Origin of the sequence: Wolbachia endosymbiont of Diaphorina citri (genome assembly GCF_013096535.2) — a bacterium.
Lineage (GTDB): Bacteria > Pseudomonadota > Alphaproteobacteria > Rickettsiales > Anaplasmataceae > Wolbachia.
Genome location: NZ_CP051265.2, coordinates 591629 through 611455, shown reverse-complemented (window position 1 = coordinate 611455; position 19827 = coordinate 591629). Strand labels below are relative to the sequence as shown.

The 19827-nt window shown below is 34.7% G+C and carries 14 protein-coding genes and 1 tRNA gene; 10 read left to right on the top strand and 5 right to left on the bottom strand.

The features are described from left to right. Nucleotides 1-48: 48 nt before the first annotated feature. From dnaE to lipB, 3 genes are all read right to left on the bottom strand, one after another. Complete coding sequence (gene dnaE, locus HGO49_RS02655) at nt 49-3360, bottom strand: DNA polymerase III subunit alpha (protein WP_026092608.1); 3312 nt, start codon at nt 3358-3360, stop codon at nt 49-51. Between the two features lie 730 nt (nt 3361-4090). Beyond that, complete coding sequence (locus HGO49_RS02650; RefSeq protein WP_017532180.1) at nt 4091-5050, bottom strand: LD-carboxypeptidase; 960 nt, start codon at nt 5048-5050, stop codon at nt 4091-4093. Further along, nucleotides 5050-5667 (bottom strand): lipoyl(octanoyl) transferase LipB, encoded by a 618-nt coding sequence (gene lipB / locus HGO49_RS02645; RefSeq protein ID WP_017532179.1) that lies wholly within the window; start codon nt 5665-5667, stop codon nt 5050-5052. Before lipB ends, HGO49_RS02650 begins: the two co-directional genes overlap by 1 nt. A gap of 252 nt (nt 5668-5919) precedes the next feature. On the opposite strand from lipB, the gene HGO49_RS02640 reads away from it, so the two are divergent. The 7 genes from HGO49_RS02640 (at nt 5920) to HGO49_RS02610 (ending at nt 12072) form a co-directional block, all read left to right on the top strand. After that, nucleotides 5920-6063 carry a hypothetical protein gene (locus HGO49_RS02640; protein WP_017532178.1) on the top strand — a complete coding sequence of 48 codons (144 nt, stop codon included), beginning with the start codon at nt 5920-5922 and terminating at the stop codon, nt 6061-6063. A gap of 150 nt (nt 6064-6213) precedes the next feature. Next, nucleotides 6214-7281, top strand: coding sequence for a hypothetical protein (locus tag HGO49_RS02635; protein WP_017532177.1), 1068 nt, complete (start codon nt 6214-6216; stop codon nt 7279-7281). A 38-nt stretch (nt 7282-7319) separates the two neighbouring features. Continuing rightward, entirely contained in the window at nt 7320-7631 is a 312-nt protein-coding gene (locus tag HGO49_RS02630; protein WP_237398581.1) for a hypothetical protein, read from the top strand. A 390-nt stretch (nt 7632-8021) separates the two neighbouring features. Then, nucleotides 8022-9197 carry a phage portal protein gene (locus tag HGO49_RS02625; RefSeq protein WP_017532175.1) on the top strand — a complete coding sequence of 392 codons (1176 nt, stop codon included), beginning with the start codon at nt 8022-8024 and terminating at the stop codon, nt 9195-9197. A 51-nt stretch (nt 9198-9248) separates the two neighbouring features. Then, on the top strand, nt 9249-10250 hold the full coding sequence (locus HGO49_RS02620; protein ID WP_017532174.1) for an ankyrin repeat domain-containing protein: 1002 nt from the start codon (nt 9249-9251) through the stop codon (nt 10248-10250). Nucleotides 10251-10377: 127 nt separating this feature from the next. Then, a complete protein-coding gene (locus HGO49_RS02615; protein WP_017532173.1) occupies nt 10378-10929 on the top strand; it encodes an ankyrin repeat domain-containing protein in 552 nt (183 codons plus the stop codon). A 54-nt stretch (nt 10930-10983) separates the two neighbouring features. Further along, the gene (locus tag HGO49_RS02610) at nt 10984-12072 is read left to right on the top strand and encodes an IS481 family transposase (RefSeq protein WP_096616077.1); all 1089 of its coding nucleotides are present in this window, start codon (nt 10984-10986) and stop codon (nt 12070-12072) included. Nucleotides 12073-12358: 286 nt separating this feature from the next. Here the strand turns inward: HGO49_RS02610 and HGO49_RS02605 are convergent, their stop codons facing one another. Together HGO49_RS02605 and murJ are read right to left on the bottom strand one after the other, a co-directional pair. Then, on the bottom strand, nt 12359-14848 hold the full coding sequence (locus HGO49_RS02605) for an AsmA family protein (RefSeq protein ID WP_017532172.1): 2490 nt from the start codon (nt 14846-14848) through the stop codon (nt 12359-12361). 393 nt (nt 14849-15241) lie between these two features. Beyond that, nucleotides 15242-16738, bottom strand: coding sequence for a murein biosynthesis integral membrane protein MurJ (murJ, locus tag HGO49_RS02600; RefSeq protein ID WP_026092648.1), 1497 nt, complete (start codon nt 16736-16738; stop codon nt 15242-15244). A 144-nt stretch (nt 16739-16882) separates the two neighbouring features. Between murJ and HGO49_RS02595 the strand changes: the two genes are divergently transcribed. The 3 genes from HGO49_RS02595 to mnmG all read left to right on the top strand — a co-directional run bounded on the left by HGO49_RS02595 (nt 16883) and on the right by mnmG (nt 19826). After that, nucleotides 16883-16958: transfer RNA gene (locus HGO49_RS02595), tRNA-His, on the top strand. Nucleotides 16959-17127: 169 nt separating this feature from the next. Then, a complete protein-coding gene (locus tag HGO49_RS02590; RefSeq protein ID WP_017532170.1) occupies nt 17128-17688 on the top strand; it encodes a hypothetical protein in 561 nt (186 codons plus the stop codon). Nucleotides 17689-17777: 89 nt separating this feature from the next. Next, nucleotides 17778-19826, top strand: coding sequence for a tRNA uridine-5-carboxymethylaminomethyl(34) synthesis enzyme MnmG (mnmG, locus tag HGO49_RS02585; protein WP_017532169.1), 2049 nt, complete (start codon nt 17778-17780; stop codon nt 19824-19826). Nucleotide 19827: the final 1 nt, after the last annotated feature.

Genomic DNA, 19827 nt, shown 5'->3' with positions numbered 1-19827 from the left:
ATATCTTCCTTTAATATCAATTAAACACTTTAATTATATAAAACTTTTTTATATAAGCAAGTTATTTGTATTAATTTCTACGCCTTGAATCCAACTTAAGTGAGATATTTCATAAATAGTTTGGGGAGTGATTGAATATGCACCTGGCAACAAGATGCTGACTTTATGTTTTTCAAGAAGAAGCTCAAGCATTATTTTGGTTTTGCCTCCATTTTTCAACACTAAATTCAATTCCTCAGCAACTTTTTGCGAGTCTGCACATACAGCAGTTAAAACTAATCCTTTCATTAGAGAAGTAACCTTTTCTGTAAATTCAGATATGTCCTTTCCTGATAGTCTCGTTGTGTTTTCTGAAATTTCAAGATCAATTATCACAAATGCTCCAGGTGAAAATAGATTCCTTTTTTCTTCTATTATTTCATTATTGTAGAATGCTATTTCAGAAACATTGTGGGGATCAGAAAGTGTTAGGATAACAAATCTTCCACGTTCTGAGGTTCTCATACGCACATTTAATATTACACCAGCAGTTTTTATCGTCTTACTCTCTCCGATAAACCCAATATTTAATTTTTTCAAAAGAGTTTTAAATTTTTTAAGCGGATGATTAGTTAAATAAAACCCTAGTGAAAACAACTCATGCTCTAATTTTTCCTCTTCATTAAAATCTTCCACATTCTCGAGTTTTGGCTTGAGGACATCAAGATTGCCAAATAAAACAGCTTGATTTGACTGCCTATTTTTATTTGCAAAGTAAATCAATGTGTCTATTGACTCATATAACTGCTTTCTATTTTTGTGCACACTATCGAATGTTCCAGATTTAATTAAACTTTCTAATGCCCTTTTATTTATTATATGTCCTGAATTTTGAATAAATTCCCATATGTCCTTATAAGGTGCGTTTACTATCCCTTCTGCTATAGCAAAACCAACATTACGCAAAGCAGCAATGCCATAGCGTATATGTTCACCCTCTATTGAAAATTCAGCCTTAGATTTGTTTACATCCGGTGGAAGGATAGCAACTCCACTAAACTTTGCAGCATGATAAAATAAGTTTAGCTTGTCTCTATCATCGATATTCAGATTCATCAAGGCCGTAAAAAATTCTAATGGGTAGTTAGCCTTAAGGCAAGCTGTTTGGTAAGATATAATCGCATATGCTGCAGCGTGGGATTTATTAAATCCATAACCAGCAAATTTTGCAACAAGATCAAAAATATAACTTGCCCTATCGTAATCAACACCGTTTTTTGTTGCTCCTTGAACAAAAAGTTCACGTTGTTTATCCATCTCTTCCTTAATTTTCTTACCCATGGCACGTCTGAGTAAATCTGCTTCTGCTAAGCTATATCCAGAGAGAATACGCGCTATTTCCATCACCTGCTCCTGGTAGATTATTACCCCAAATGTTTCTTTTAACACTCCTTCAAGTAACGGATGAATATAATCTGGCTTTTCAAGGCCATGCTTTCTTGCAATATAAGTTGGAATGTTATCCATAGGCCCTGGGCGATAAAGAGAAATTAAAGCGATGATATCTTCAATGCAGTCTGGCTTTAGTTTGATTAAAGCTTCTCTCATTCCCGAACTTTCAAGCTGAAACACTCCGATTGAATCACCTCTTGAGAGCATTTCATAGGTTCTTTGATCAATCAAAGAAACCGAGGAAATATCAAATTTTTTTTCATCACGATTAATTAAACGACATACATGATCTATTAGTGTTAGCGTACCAAGTCCAAGAAAATCAAATTTTATTAACCCAGCTTTCTCTACATATTTCATGCTGTATTGAGTGATTGGCAGAGCCGAATTTGGATCATAATAGACGGGAACAAAATTTTCTAATTTTTGATCGCATATTACAATTCCAGCAGCATGAGTTGAAACGTGACGATATATTCCTTCGAGCTTTAGAGATATATCAAGAAGTTTGGCAATTACTTCATCACTATCCCTTTCTTTCTGAAGATTTTGATCAAACTCTATCGCTTGCGATAAAGTTACAGGATTTACTGGATTAAATGGAACCATTTTAGATATTTTATCCACTTGAGAGTAAGGCATTTGCAATACTCTACCAACATCACGCAATACTGCCCTTGCTTGCAATTTTCCAAAAGTGATTATTTGAGCAACATAACCGTACTTTTTCTGAACATAATCAATAACCAGGTCCCTTTTCTCTTGGCAGAAATCGATATCAAAGTCAGGCATTGATATACGATCAGGGTTTAAAAATCTTTCAAAGATCAGACCAAATTTTATTGGATCAAGATCTGTAATCTGCAAGCTCCAAGCAACAATTGATCCAGCACCAGAACCTCTTCCCGGTCCAACTGGAATGCCATTTGCTTTGCTCCAACGAATAAAATCAGAAACTATCAAAAAGTAGCCAGCGTAGTTCATCGAAGTTATTACGCTTAGTTCGTAATTCAGCCGATCGTAGTATTGTTTAAGGTTTATGTCTGTTTCATTTGCAATGCGGAATTCTAATCCTGCAACTGCCTGCTCCCTCAGTTCTTCATTCTCAGTTTTATTTTCTCGACAAGGAAATTTAGGCAAGATAGGCTGCCTGCTTCTTGGCATGTAAGAGCACCGCTTAGCTATCACTAAAGTGTTATAAATTGCTTCGGGAATGTCGCTGAACAGTTCCTCCATTTCTTCCAAAGATTTGAAGTAATGCTCGGTAGTTAACTTCTTTCTGTTATTCTCCAGGGCATAACTGCCCTCCGATATGCACGTTAATATATCATAAGCTTCATAATCAGATCTATTTGAAAAAAACACATCATTCGTTGCCACTAGTGGTATATTGCGCTGATAAGCAAAATCTATTAAAGCTTCTTCAAGCTCTAGCTCTTTATTCAGCCCATGACGCTGCAATTCAACATATAAATGACCATCGAATGCTGAAAGCAGTTTTTCAACCGTTTCTTTGTCTTGCTCCAATAACAGTTGAGCCAAACATCCACCAGTTAAGGCGATTAGACCTGTATTAAAACTTAATAGCTCATCAAAATCAACGTAGGGAATATCGCTGCTATTTTTGCGCTTTTTAAAAGACTCACTCACCAAGGTGACTAAATTAGTGTAGCCTTGTTCATTTTTTGCAAGTAGCAATATTGGTAAATTTTGTTCTGAATGTTTAACTATAATATTGCATCCTACTATTAGCTGTATTCCCTTATTTGCTGCATATTCTGCAAATTCAAGTGAGCCAAATAAGTTGCCTGAATCAGTAACTGCAACTGCCGGCATTTTGTTCTGCAAACAAAGACCAATCAGCTCCTCAATTTTAACCGAACTCTCAAGCAGAGAATAAACGCTATGAACACGTAAGTGTATGAACATAAAAAATTTTAGATTAGCAATAGTTAAGGATAACATTAATTTACTTATAAGGATATGCAATAGAGTCAACTTGACAAACCTCATCAATCTTCTTATCATGACAATAAGAGTGTTTATCCTTGTTTTTAATCTCTGCAGATTTAACAACAAAATTCAGTAAAAAACTCAGGTATATATTGGCAGATTACATAAAATTATAGCGGCTGCATGTCTTTTTTATTTTTTCTACATTCAGCCAAAACGCGCTTTAAATAAGCGTTAGCACATTATTACAATGCCGATTTACATTATTATAGGGTTAAAACTCACTACTGGGGGATTCTTTTGCCTTTTTTTTGCTTGGTAAATTTCTTAATATTTTTGATTGGTTAGGAGTTCTATAGAGATGTCATTTCAGTGCTTCTTATTACCTGTTCTGGATCCCAGTGTCAGCTACTTGGATGACACTGAAGGGGTTACTCGAATGACAAGAATAAGGAGTACTGGGATGACAAGAAAGCACTGGTTTCATATGCACCTGATAAAAAAGATGATGTCATGCAAGTAGCTGACACTGGCATCCAGTTTTTTTGTGCAATTCCGTCAAAAAAAGCGCTTTCGTGTTTACCAACTTAGTTAGATTCCAGTGTCAAGCTACTCGGATGACACCAAAGAGGCTACTCGAATGACAAGAAAGAGGGCTACTCGGATGACAACGAAAGTGCTGGAATGAAAGGAGTGTTAGATAAAGCTACTTGTATAACTGTTGCACATCCATAAACTCCTTCTCGTCTTGAACGCTAATGGTAGCGTGAGTGTTGAAAGGTAAAGGGTTATTTATATGTCCATGGCCTACTCCTTTCATTGTAAATACTGGAAAGTTGACACTTTTTGCAAACCTTTCTTTTACAATTTCGACAAGATTATCATTATAACAGTTAATAAAGTCTCCAAAGATTACTGCATCTACTCCATCAAAAATATGAGCTTGTTTTAGGTGATCTAGACTGCGCTCAATTGAATATGGATAAACTTTTATGTCTTCTAAAAATAGAATTTTGTTTTTTGCGTTTATTTGCCAAGCAGTTCCTATGCTATTTTCAACCAAAGTCATATTACCACCGATGATTTTAGACTCTAATTTGCCATTTTTTAGTCTAATGCCATTGTCGATCATTTTTAGGTTATCAAATCTGATAGAGTTGTGTTGGTTAAGAATTAATTCTTTTAATTTTTCAACAGAGCTTTCAGCAACAGAGTTATTTACTATCATTTCCAACATGGTACCGTGAAGAGTTTGCCAGTCATATTTAACTTGCAGATAAATATGTAAAGCAGTGATATCACTATAGCCTATAAGAATTTTTTTGTTTTGAGCAATTCTTTCTTTTTTATCATTGGGCAGCTTTTCTAGGTAAGGAATTAATCGAGAAGCCCCTTCTCCTCCTCTGATACACCAAATTATTTTGCTATCATCAGTGAGCGCATTAACCAAATCATTCGCTCTAAACTCATCAGAGTTAGAATAAAATGGGTTGTCATTACTGTATATTTTCTCCGAAATGTGAGGATTAAAATCCAAAGTTTTTACGTATTCCCTTATAGTAGGCAGATCTGATTCTTTTCCTTTCGAAGAAGGAGCAATAATATCAACTTGATTTGCAGGACTAGTGAGTAAAAGGCATAGAAAATAAAGAATAAAGGAATACATTAAAATATCTTATGAAACTCTTGCTTTAATATATCATCTAATTCGCAAAGAGAAACTTTTACTCCTAGTTTTTCCATTGATGTAACGCCGTAATCTTTTAGTCCACAAGGAATAATACCCTTATAGTGGGAAAAGTTTGGAGAGACATTAAGTGCTATGCCATGATAAGTTACCCATTTTCTCAAGCGAATGCCAAAAGCTGCTATTTTTTCTTCTACTCCGTTGTTGTTCACCCAAATGCCTATTCTATCTTCCTTAAATTCCCCAAGTATATTAAAGTATTTTAAAACATTTATGATCCAATTACTTAGGTCTCTGATATATAGTTTTATGTCACATTTGTTTCTTTTTTTGAGGTTTAGCATTAAGTATATAATGCGCTGCCCTGGTCCGTGATATGTATATTTACCACCCCTACCTGTTTTATATATAGGAAATAATTTTTCAATAATGTCATCATCTGTTGCACCGATTCCTGCAGTATAAAGTGGAGGGTGCTGGAGCAGCCATACTAACTCATCAGATAAATTATTGTGAATTTGTTGAATTTTTGCTTCCATGAATTTTATAGCATGGTTATAATCAACAAGTTGGTTATATATTAGCCATTCCGTCATGTTCAATTTCTTTTATTAAGCTTTATATTACTCAATAAGCACCTTGGCTTTCAAGCAAGTTTAGGTTATTGGTGAGCTTTCCACGCAAAAGTAAAAGTCGTGTAAACTTTATAACGAGAAAAGGGAAGCATTTGCCACTGTCCGGTGATAATGAAAGACTTGACATATATTACTGAATTCAGTAATATATTAATAAATAATTAATATCTGTATTAAATTAAAATATTTTAGTTAATTTTATAGGAGAATTTTATGTTAGGTACAACACAAGAAAGTCAAAATGAATTAGGTAAGTTCAGTCAAGAACAATGGGATCAATTTGTAGAAAAATTGACTAAAAAGGAAAAAGACGCTTTAGAAGCAGCAAAAAAAGAATCTAAGAAAAGTAAAAAGTAGAATATAGAAATTCTGAAAAAACATTTTCACGATAGAACACTGCAACCTCTTAGTGAGTTCAAGAAAGTAGGAGAGAAAGAAGCAGGCTGCAGCTCAGGATTTCAAGCAGAGCACGAGTATAGCGACAATGAAGGTGATAGGCTACCTTTCATGGTTAAGTCTGTTCTAAATCATACGCTTACAAAAGAGGAAGAACAGTCTAAGTTAGCACAATTCAAAGAATCTTTTTACAAAGGATCAAGAAAAGCTACAAAATTGCAAAATCCTTATTTGCCGGATTTTATAATAAACAGTCTTATTGATTTATTATGGCTGCAGGTAGAAAGCAGTATATGTTATGACGACTTAAATATTGCTGATTTTATCAGGGAATACGTTGCTGGTGATTTATATAAGCTGTTTTTATATGACAGAGCTCCAATTGTTAAATTGGTAACAAATGCCGATTTGCCAAGAGAAAGATTTATAAAGTCCGACACACAAAAAGGAAAAGGCTATAAGCCAGGGGAATACGACTTAGAACGAGATGGAAAGGAACGTGAAGGATATGTGAAAAGAAAACACATTTTCAAAGATCAATTTAAAGAGCACATTGAGCAAGAGAAATACCAGGATAAGCTTCATCTGAGATCAAAGTTTTTGAGTAAGTTTACAACATTAATGGATCTTAAGAAAAAAGGTGAAAATTACCAAGATGCAAAAGGTTTTGAAAAAATACTGGCTGCTCAAATATTGCTTGGAGAATCTGATATTGTGAACCCAGAAAATTTTGGTGTAATAGAAAAAGAGTATGAGAATGCAGAAGGTAAAAAAGTAAAAGAAAAACTCTGGGCAAAAATTGATCATGGTAGGTCATTCTATTTTAGCTTTAGTAACACCAAAGATTATTTACAAAACTTTTTTAATTTTCTGCTACAACTGAGAAGCTTTGGCATAAAAATAGATCTAGAAAAGCTATCAAAAGAGTTGGAAGATTTCATTGACTGCTATGATAAGAACAAAGAAAAATTTGAAGCTTTAATAGATAAAAAGGCAAGCAGTTTAAATCATGTATTAAATTCTAATATGCAGTTTAACCTGAGGTATATTGATGGATCTAGATTTCATGTTGGGAATTTTAAGTTCATGAATGGGGAGTTTAAAGACCAGGAAAAGATGGTGTCTGGTTTGTTTTTCCTATGCAAGATGCTTCTTATGACTCTCCAAGTACTAGTTTAAGTGATTACTTTAAGCAAAACTTAGAGACTCAAGTTAAAATGGCAAGAAATCTTACTGGTGCATTGAAAGATCTTGCTGAACCGTGGAAAAACTTAGGTAGAGCTGGTAAGATTTATAGCTACATAACCAAACCCTCATTCTGTCTATTTGTTCCAACGTTAATAGCAGCTATATTTACAAGTGGAACCTTAGGCACAGCTTTTACTGTAGCTGCAATGATTACAGGAATGTGCATGCTTGTTGGAATAGTGACAAACATTTGTCTTAATGTTTATGCAATGAGTAGCTGCAATAGCAAAATTAACAACCCAAAAATTGAGGGATTTCAAGGAGAGCTTCAGCTTTGTTAACAGCTTTTCTGGTTTCTTTAACGATGGTGTAGTTGAAGTAGTGCATGTTTGTCATCCGAGTAGCTGACACTGGGATCCAGCTTTTCATACAATCTAGTCAAAGGTGTTCGTTCTGGTATAAAACAGCTATGCTCACCAGTTAAGTGCGCTATCTACAATTAAATTCTTGGATCCCAGTGTCAAGCACTGGGATGACAGGGGAAGAAGGCACTGAGGTTCCAGTTCTGGTAGTACTCACAGCTTTGTCATTCCAGCGCGTGACGCTGGAGTCTATATTTCTTTTGTTCTAGACGCCAGTGTCAAGCACTGGGATGACATCATTCTTGTAACACTAATTGATATAATTCAACTACAATTTCAAATTTTTAACAAAATTTTCAGGAGGCACATATGAATTTTAACATTTTTCAAAGAAAGAAAAGCAGTGAATACTCTGCTTTGCAACTAATGATGGAACCAAGTTGGAGTAGGCGCGATTATGCAAGTTTTGCTGAGGAAGGCTACATAAAAAATGTCATTGCCTTTCGAGCAATTAATATGATCGCAAGTGCTGCATCTTCGGTACCTTTTACTCTCTGCCAGCTTACTGACCAGGGAAAATCACAACTAAAAGCGCATCCATTACTGAAGTTACTTTATTCTCCTAATCCAATGACATCAAAATCGGAATTTATTGAAGGGATTGTGACTTATCGATTAGTTAATGGCAATTCTTATGTATTGATGATTGAGGCGCAGAACAAACCAACAGAGCTTTATCTTCTGCGCCCCGATAGAGTTGAAATTATTCCAGGAAGAAATAACGTTCCTTATGTCTATCGTTATACCGTAAATAACAACAGTTATGACTTTAAAGTTGATAAATTGACTGGGCGTTCAACAGTACTGCATCTTAGAACCTTTAACCCTTTGAATGATTGGTATGGACTTTCACCAATTGAGGCAGCTGCATATAGTATAGATCAGCATAACCAAGCGGGAGCTTGGAATCAGGCAATGCTGCAAAATGGAGCAAGACCAAGTGGTGCAATAGTTGTGAAATCAGAAAAGGATGGAAGCGGTGGAAACTTAAGTCAAGAGCAGTACCAACGCTTAAAAGCGCAGATAAATGATCATTATTCAGGTCCTGTCAACGCTGGGAGACCTATATTGCTTGAAGGAGGCTTAGAGTGGAAGGAGATGAGCTTATCACCAAGGGATATGGATTTTATTGAATCCAAGCATAGCTCAGCTCGCGATATTGCGCTAGCTTTTGGCGTTCCGCCGCAGTTGCTTGGCATACCAGGTGATAATACTTATAGCAATTTGATCGAAGCACGTCTTTCCCTTTGGGAACAGACGATTTTACCAACGCTAGAAAATATTATCTGTCACCTGAATTCTTGGCTAGTGCCCAAGTTTGGTAAAGATTTATGTTTGTCATATGATAAAGACGCGATAGAAATTCTAATGGAAAAAAGACAAAAGATGTGGAAATACGTGGAAAACGCAAGCTTCATGACACTTAATGAAAAAAGAGAAGCTTTTGGCTTGCCACCGTTACCCGGTGGTGATAAATTGGGTTGATATTATTTTTTTACATATTAAATTAACTACAATGAAATTGTGGGGTAAATTATGAATGAAAGGGAACAAAGAGAATTGGATGAACTATTAATGAATTCTTCTAAAGGAGAGAATATACAGCAGATTACGGAGTTGATAGAAGCTGGAGCAAATATTAATGCAGTAACAACTGTGCAAAAGGAGACTCCTTTACATATTGCAGTTAGGTATGTTCATAAGGAAGTAGCAGAGTTGCTGCTTAATAAAGGGGCAAATGTTAATGCAGTAGAAAGGCGAAAGTGGACTCCTTTACATACTGCAGTTAAAAGTGGCAAGGTGGAGGTAGCAGAATTGCTGCTTGATAGAGGAGCAAATGTTAATGCAGTAGATAATATTGATATGACTCCTTTACATTTTGCAGTTAAGTATGTTCAGGAGGAATTAGTAAAGTTGCTGCTTGAGAAAGGGGCAAGTGTTAATGCAGTAGACAAGAAAGGAAGGACCCCTTTATCTATTGTAGCTACTGGTTGTTACCAAGGGTACTGCGATAAACCGATGCTAGTAAGAACTATAATTGTATATGCTGTGTTACATAGTGGTATCACAATGAAACCAGAGTGTATTGTTAACAATAGTGAATTGTCCGAATTTTGGGATTTGTGTAAGAATGAGGTGAGTGGTAGGCTTAGTAACAGCACTATATCTTTATATCAGTTTTTGCGGGAGAATGATAAGAATAAATTAGCAGGGTACTTATTTGACCAAAACTATGATGTAAAAAGATATTTAGAAGAAAAGCAATATGAAAAGGATTTTCCTATATATGCTAATATTATAACAGGCCAACTTCATAAGGCAATGAAAAGAAAGGATTTATTATATAGAAGTGACATAGTTATGAATCATTCTGTTGATTTGAAAGATTTTCCACAAGAAGTGAAAAGTAAAATCACTAATTGCTTAACAAATGAAGAGTTAAGAAATGTTATTAGAGCACCTTTTAGTATTCCAAGTCGGAATTTGGATAATCCAAGTGCTGAACAACTTCAAGCAGCTGCTCAAGCTCATAATTAGAGTAATGTACACAGGCCTATGCTCATTATAAAAGGAGAAAGTTTTACCATTACCCTGATGATAAGTTGAATTGATGTTTATATAGTGCAGATATTTATACTAAGCTGTAAGAAATTAGAGGTATTTTATGTATCAAGAACAAGAAAATTCAGTAAGTAATTCTCGATTTACTCTTCCTCATATAGAATTATCGTTGAGAGCCAAACAAGATACTAATCCAACAGATAATGAAGGTCTTGTCCCTTTACATTATGCTGCTTGCGGAAATCGCTTAGAGCAAGTGAAATTATTGCTTAAAAACGGAGCAAATGTTAATGCAGTGGATAATTATGGTTTTACTCCTTTACATTATGCTGCTTCCCTAAATTGTAAAGAGGAGGTGGAATTATTGCTTAAAAACAGAGCAGATATTGATGTAAAAAATCATTTCGGTGCTACTCCTTTATATTTAGCTGTTCAGGGAGGCCATGAGAATGTGGTAAAATTATTGCTTAAAAACGGAGCAAATATTAATATAACAGATAATTCTAGCAAGACTGTTTTACATTTATCTGTTCTCAAAGGCCACACAGAGATAACAAAGTTATTGCTTGGAGATATGGAGAGTCCAAGTACAAGCTGCAGCGATATAAGCATTGAAGGGTTACAAGTAACTAGTGTTGTATTAAACAAGACTTGATCTGACACTTTAAAAAAGTAAGTTATAAAATAATAAAAGAAAGGAGTGTTAGAAATGAGTACGATACAAACAAAAATACTAAAGCCGAAACTAGGATTGCTAGAGCTAGCAAAACAGCTTGGAAATGTGTCTCAAGCATGCAAGGTTATGGGATATTCAAGGGATACATTTTATAGATTCAAAGAACTATATGAAAATGGAGGAGAAGAAGCGCTGCATGAGATAAGCAAGAAAAAACCACTTATGGCAAACAGAGTCTCTGAAGACATGGAAAGAGCTGTAGTTAATATTGCAACAGAATTTCCTGCATATGGACAACAAAGAGCTGCAAATGAACTGAGAAAAAGGGGCATAATAATCTCTGAAGGTGGAGTGAGATCTGTATGGCTGAGAAATGACCTTGAGACCTTCAAAAAAAGACTGAGGGCTCTTGAGGCAAAAGTTATGCAAGATGGAATAATTCTAACAGAGGAGCAACTTGCGGCTTTAGAAAAAGTTAAAGAACAAAGGGAAGCACATGGTGAAATTGAAACAGAGCATCCAGGTTATTTAGGTTCTCAAGATACTTATTATGTAGGCAACATCAAGGGTATAGGAAGAATCTATCAGCAAACTTTTATTGATACTTATTCGAGAGTGGCTTTTGCTAAGCTTTATACAGATAAAACTGCTATTACCGCTGCTGACTTGCTGAATGATAGAGTAATACCATTTTTTGATGTACAAAGCGTGCCATTATTGCGCATTTTGACCGATAGAGGTACAGAATATTGTGGCAAACCAGAGAATCACGCTTATCAGTTATACTTAGGAATCGAAAATATTGATCACTCAAGAACTAAAGCCAATTCTCCGCAAACTAATGGCATATGCGAGAGATTCCATAAGACTATGCAAGATGAGTGTTACAATATTATTTTTCGCAAGAAAATCTACAATTCTTTGGAAGATCTGCAGATAGATGTTGATCATTGGTTGCGTTCTTATAATGAGACAAGGCCTCATTCAGGCAAATATTGCTATGGCAAAACGCCTACTCAGACTTTTCTTAATAGCAAACACATTGCTTTTCAGAAAAATATTAGTAGCATGAAACAAGAGACTGATATTAGTTTTAACTACCTCAATTCTTCTGTCAGTTAATTCATCCCTGTCAGATTAAGTTGTGTCTAGTACAAGTAAGTCTTATATTAGAGGGTAGATGAAGTTTACTATCTCCTAAATCGTATCTGTTCAGATTCATGTGAAATCAGTCCTTTTTTTCTTGTCATGAAAGTAGCTGACACTGGGATCCAGTTTGACGAAAGCGCTCTACAACGTTTTTTGTGAAAAAGCCAGTGTCAGGCACTGACCATTTGTTGCTACGTTTTTGTCTATCTTATTTTGCCACCCTGCTGAACGGATACCCTAAATAATGTAGCTAAATGAGTTAACTATTTTTCTTGCTAACTAAGGTGTTGTAAATTTGGTCTACATCAAAACTCATCTTAGGGCACCAAATAGGGCCATCTAAGTGTGCCTCGATATAAAGAGGACTATTATGATTTGGTAGTATGAAAAAGAGTCTGAATATAGAAGTTAAGGAGAACTTAGATAAGATTAAATTAGAAGAGATAGAACCTGATGCTTGATCGATACTAAACTGTGAACTAGTTGAACATACACCACTGTTAATACTTACTTTTCCACTAATATTTTCAAAAAGCGTACTGCCATTGTATATATCAACATAAGCAAGCTTGGAAATTTCAGGTTTATTCTTACTGCTTAACAACTTAGTGATGAATGAATTAAAATCCACATTAGTAAATTCTATTTTCTGTGCTTGAAAGTTTACATTTCCTGATAAGTTACTAGCCCAATCATCAAAGCTTGTTCCTTGAGTTTTGATTTCACCACTTAAGCTTATCTTGCCATTTATGTTATTAACTCCTATAACTTCCTTGGTGTCCAAATTTGCAATAGAAAATTTTGTGTGAGTTGAGCCTGCTTTTAGATAACCCTGAAAAAACATTTGTCCATGTTCTAGTATGTAACTTATCTGTTTGATAGTGATAGTGTTGTTTCTTATCACTGTATCCAAGTTAAAATCTTTTAAGACGTTTTGCCCAATTTTAAATTCTGTAGTTTTGATTTGCACGTTTGCATCAAAATCTCCTTTCTCATCTAAAAAATTAAGCTGCTTTGTTGACCATTGAATTTGATTTATTTCATTTCTTGAGTTTCTTTTTACCTCTAATAGTTTTGGTAATTTAAAGATATTTCCATTAAATTTATTACCTGTAAGGTTTACGTCTAATAAAGGCTTAGTGTATTTTTGATCCACTAATATTTTTACACTACCGGTAATGTCGAAATCTTCTCCGAATAACTTTATTTTATCTGCAACTAGCTTGTTCTCTTGTATTTTTAATGAAAAATCCAAATCTTCAATTTTTGTACCATTGAATATAGAATCTTTAACACTAGTTCTTATATTTACATCATATTTAAGATTTTTCAGCCATTGCACTTTGCTGAATAATGAATAATCATATTTATCTATATCAATGTTATGTATGCTAAATTTACTATCGATCATATTGTGTTTTTTTGTGTGATTTACCTTAATTGATCCTTGCCAAGATTCTTTGTTATTTAGCAATCTGATATCTGAAAGAGATAATATTCTAGGTGCTAAATATAGTTTAGAACTTGCTGTAAATTGACTTTTCTCTCTTTCTTGCATCTTGATAGAAGGTAAAATATGTGAAATGAACGACTCACCCTTTATCAATATATCACCATTAAATTCAGACAAGTTGCCATTGTTTGAAACTCTTCCTGATAAGCGAGATATATTATTGGTTCCAGGAAATTGAAGAAGAGTATCAACGTTTATTTCGCCATTAGCAAATTTTAGCGTAGCATGAAATTTGTCCAATATCCTGTTTTGATATTGAATATTTGAAGCTTCCATATTAAAATCCAAGCTCAGGTTCTTTGGCACAACCTCTCTAAAAGATTCTAAAAGACCCTTCATATCTGTTGTTTTGTGTGAGCCGTTTTTTAGGTCGACTTTACTAAAACTAATATTGATATTAGTATGATCACTTTTTCTATCATTTTGTATTATACCAGTGCCTTGCATGCTTTTGGACTCAATTTTTAAATCAGTTGCCGTAAACTCGCTTTCATTGAGATTGATATTGGATGATATCTCAATATTTTCGCTGGGAATTACATAAGAAAGGAAGCTAAGATTAATGATTTTTGCCAAGTCGCTCATAGAATCAGAATTATTATTAATCGTCAATACTAAATTGCCCTTGAGCTCTTCTTGATTTCTATTACCTTTAAATAGCAAATTTGCAAAATTTGAATCAACACTAATGTGTACATTATTTTTTGTGACATTAACCTTTCCAGAAAAATCGTAATTGTTGTCACCAATCTGTACTTCACCAAAAAACTGCTTATTTTTTTTTATAGCAACTTCCTTGATGTTAATAGTATCAGCGTTAAAACTTATTTGGCTATCCTTTATTAATATATCAACTATATTATCATTGGCTTTCGTATTTATAATATTAAGTAAATTTTCTTTGTTGCTTTTCATGCCCAAAAATGAGATTGACTTTGGTTGCAATGAAAATGAAAACAACGATGGCCTTATTTCAATTTTTTTTGCACTAATTAAATCTGATAATTTTTGTTCCTTGTTTTTGTTATATTGTACATATACATTGTGAATAGTAAGTTTTGGAGTAATGAGCGAAACTTCAATTTTTCCTCCAACATGTACTTTAGCATCATACATCTTCTCTAACTCTTTTACGATATATTCTCTGTAGCCACTCCAATCCTTAAAAGTTGCAGCAACGTGCATGAGAATTAATAGAAACAAGATTGATGATATGGCGTATAAAGAAAGTTTCATAATAGACCTCTCATTCCAGCATCCCTTCTCTTCTTGTCATCCCAGTCTGGGATCCAGGAAATTTGATTAGACATTAAGTTAATTAGCAAAAAAGTAGCTATTCTTATGTTAAAACACAGCATTTTTACATGAGAAGCTGGTCTGATGAGCACTGGGTTCCCAGTGGAAATTGCTCTTAAACCACAACACTCATACAGTTGTGTGTGTGACACTGTGATCCAGTGTGACTTAAATAAGGTTTTCCAGATTATATAATCAACAAAATTTCTGGATCCCAGACTGGGATGACAAGAAGAGAAGGGATGCTGGAATGACAGGAATAGGTTATGGGATGAAAGGAGTGGATATTGGAATAGTAGCTGAAATGACATATAGCAATACAAAGGGTGTAATTTATACATATTTCAAATTATTCAAATTTCCTCTAAAAATTAGGTAAAGAGTGCTAGAATAAATAATAACACTCAAAGCTATTAAAGTTACTAAATAAACAATACGAGCTAGCCCTCTATCGAAAAACAACCCTGCTGATAAGTAATTAGAGAGATAAAGAACTATTGACATAACCAATGTTGCAGTGAGAATTTTTACAATATTTAGTAATAATGCTTGGCTAATCTTATACATCTTATTTATTGTTAAATAATTAATCAATAAAATAGAATTTATCCAAGTGGAAATGGAAGTAGCAATAGCAATTCCTATATGTTGGTATTTGTTCATTAATATGAGATTTAGTATTACATTAATTCCAAGGCACGTTAATGAGAACATAGTTGGTATTTTTAGCTTTCCCCTAGCAAAGAATGTGGGTAGCAATACTTTATTTATAATAAATGCGGGTAAAGAAAGAGAAAATGCTACTAATGTAGGAACAGTTTGCTGCACTGCATAATAATCAAATCGGCCGTAAGAAAAAAGCGTAAGTAAAATTATGTCAGGAATAATGATAAAAGCAGCAGTTATTGGCATAATTAATATTAACCCTATATTAAGGGCCTTGTTCTGTATTTTGACTATATTCTCAGTATCATTTATTCGTTTTGAAATCAGAGGAAGAAGTACTGTACCAATTGCAGTGCCAATTACTCCTTGCGGTAGTTGATTTAGTCTATCGGCATAATATATATAAGAAACTGCATTTGGTATAAAACTTGCCATGATTGTGTCAATCCATACACTTATTTGTATTACACAATTGTTGATAATTGCAGGTATCACACGCTTGAAAAACAACTTCACTTCGTTACTTAATTCTAAACTAAAAGAAAAGAAAGCCTTTAATTTGTATGCACTAAATATTATTAAAAGTAGCTGCAAAATCCCTCCAATCAGGACAGCTATAGAAAGGTTATGAGCCGGTGTTTCAATGTAAGGTAAAAACAAACTGATGATTAAACAGAGGTTCAAAATGATTGGTGAAATAGCTGTTGAAGCAAAATGCTGTTTTACTTGCAACATTCCACCAATAAGTGATGCGATTGACACGAAGATTATGTAGGGCATCATAATTTTCGACAAAGTTACAGTAAAGGTAAATTTATTTTGGTCAAATCCAGGAGTGAAGATTTTGATCATGTAAGGGAAGAAGGTTTGTGTGATAAGGCAAAAAATTACTAGAATAATAAACGTAATGGATATTACACTACTTGCGAAATTAAATGCCTTTTTATTATCATATGACTCTGCAGAGTATAATGGTATGAATGAGGTAGTAAATGCTCCCTCTGCAAAAAACGATCGAAATAAATTAGCAAAGCGAAACGAGGAAAAGAATATATCTGCAAGAGAGGTTGCACCAATAACCGTAGCAATCAATACATCTCTTATTAGCCCTAAAATTCTTGAAATAGCTGTAAAAAAACTAAATGTGAAAATACTTTTAAACATATCACGATTTCAATACGATTAACTATAATGCTAAAAGCATAAATGAAAATGTTTATTCGCTAAACTTAAAACTCTATGCAAAAGTAGGTAGCTTAAATAATTAATTGACTATTTATGCTTGTGTGTTAGAAATTTTATACCTTGGCGGGCGTAGCTCAGTTGGTAGAGCGTCAGTTTGTGGTACTGAATGTCGCCAGTTCAATCCTGGTCGCTCGCCCCACTAAAAATTTCCACTTTACATAAATATAAACATTCTCTATTTTTGCAAAGCCATTATTTGCCGGTAGCATTTTTTGTCACTCCAATGTGCTGCTTAGATGGCTGAGAGTGAAGAGAGTAGTTTATGATTCAGAGTAAAATGGCATTTTCTTAATTAGCGAGGGGATTGTATGTATATTTGTTTGTTAACTTATAGTATAGTGTCAGCACTAGGAGTATTAGCTTGGTGGTTAAGTTTTGACACTTCATCACCTTTAGCCATAGGTGGAATTGCTGGTTGTATAGCTCCAGCATTGATTGCGGTTTTTCACGTAGCATGTTTGCTATATAAGTTTTGCAAAAGAGATCCTGTTGGGGAAAAGCATGAAAAAGCAGCAATTCTTTTGAGTATTACTATATCTGCAAGTGCTATAATTGGAGTTACACTTGCTGGAAGCATAGCTGCTATTTTTCCTAATCCAAAAATAGGATTTACATTAATAAGTGGAATGATAGGGCTGATAGCACCGATTTTAGGGCTTTTTGCAACTGTAGCTATAGTGCATTGTGTAGATGAAACACCAATTAAATCTGCAGTAAGTGCAATTTCGATTACAGATTCTACATATGTCAAAATATCTCAGGAAGAAGAAGTGTATGAATGTATTACCTTTCCGGAAGAAGAAGTTAATAAAAGTATCATCTTTCCCAAAGTTGAAAAAGTTTTTTCTGCGAGAGAGACGGCAGTTTGAGCTAAGTTAGTGTGCAATGTTGTAATCTGTAAAATTTGACATCAATCACTGATAGTTGGAATATTATAGAGTAGGAATTACTCAAGAAGATGCATAAGTACGATGTAGTGGTAGTAGGTGGCGGTCATGCCGGGTGTGAAGCAGCTACAGCTGCAGCTCGCCTTGGTGTAAACACACTACTTATAACTCACAAAATTTCAACTATAGGAGAGATGTCTTGTAATCCAGCAATTGGAGGAGTTGCAAAGGGTGTTGTAGTTAGAGAAGTAGACGCCCTTGATGGAATAATGGGGAGAGCTATCGACCGAGCAAGCATACACTCGGTCGTTTTAAATGGCAGCAGAGGCGCAGCGGTATGGGGCCCACGTGCACAGGCAGACCGAAAATTATACAAAAAAGCAATACAGGAAATTATTCTAAATTATAACAACTTGACAGTAAAAGAAGAGTCAGTTGACGATTTTCTTATCGAAAGTGATAGCAATGGAGAATCTTATATAAAAGCTGTAATAACAGACTCAGGTGAACGTATACTGACAAGCAGAGTTGTTTTGACTACAGGGACTTTTTTACGTGGTGTGATTCATATAGGAGAGCAAACAACTCCTTCTGGAAGAATGGGAGATAAACCTGCAATAGAGCTTGCAAATACGCTAAAGAAGTATGATTTTAAACTGGGCAGATTACGTACCGGAACTCCACCGAGGCTTGATCGTGGCACTATAAACTGGTCGGTATTACAAGAACAAGTGGGTGACAATCCACCTACACCATTTTCTTATCTTACAGAGAAAATTAACCAGCCTCAGGTTTCATGTTTTATTACTCATACTAATGAACATACACACAGAGTAATTCGAGAGAATCTTCACAGATCAGCTTCTTCATATTTAGATAACGTTATTGCACCAAGATACTGCCCATCAATTGAAACTAAAGTTAAAAAATTTGCAGAAAAAAATAATCACCAAATATTTCTAGAACCAGAAGGGATTGATGATAACACTATATATCCAAATGGAATTTCAAATTCATTGCCCATCGAAGCGCAGTATGAAATGATAAAGAGTATAAAAGGGCTTGAAAATGCAGAAATATTAAGACCTGGATATGCAGTTGAATACGATTATATCGATCCACGAGAGCTATTTCATACTCTCGAAACTAAGAAAATTAAAGGACTATATTTTGCTGGTCAAATTAATGGTACCACTGGATATGAAGAAGCAGCCGGGCAGGGAATTATTGCCGGAATCAATGCAGCACTCTCTTTATCTCAAAAAAGTTTTGTTCTTCATCGTACAGACTCATATATCGGTGTAATGATAGACGACTTGGTCACTAAGGGAATTGCCGAGCCTTACAGATTATTTACCTCGCGTGCAGAATATAGACTGGCAATCAGGTCAGATAATGCAGATAGAAGATTGACACAAAAAGGTTATGACATTTCCCTTGTATCGCATGAGAGATACTCTGTTTTGCAGGGTAAACTTAAATCCATTAAGCAACTTGAGGAGAAATTAGAGAGCCTAACAATTACTCCTGAGCAGCTCAGGTCCTATGGCATTAAAATATCTTATGATGGAATAAGAAAAACAGCATTAGATTTGCTCGGTTATCCAAATATTGACTGGAATAAATTACAAGAAATATGGCCAGAGTTAAACATGGGTTCCAGTGTCAGCTACTTGCATAACACCAAAGCACCTCTTCCTGTCATCCAAGTAGCTGACACTGGGATCCAGTACTTGAATGATGATAGAATGGATGCAGTTGACACTGAAAAAAATGTAGATTCCAGCGTCATGTGCTGGAATAACACTATAACTGATAGCATAGCCAAGAATGAAATATATGAAGCAGTTGCAATTGAAGCAAAATACAAGCCTTATTTAGTAAGACAAGAAGCAGATATGAAGTTTCTACAAGAGGAAGTTAATACTCAAATTCCAACTAATTTCAACTACTCACAGATTAAAGGCTTGTCAACTGAAGTGATAGAAAAGTTGCAGTCAATAAAGCCAGCAACAATTGGTATTGCGAAGCAAATACAAGGTATCACTCCAGCAGCGATAGTTAGCATATTAGTGTACCTTAGGAATAAGAAAACGAAAATAGCTGCTAATTCTGCGTAAC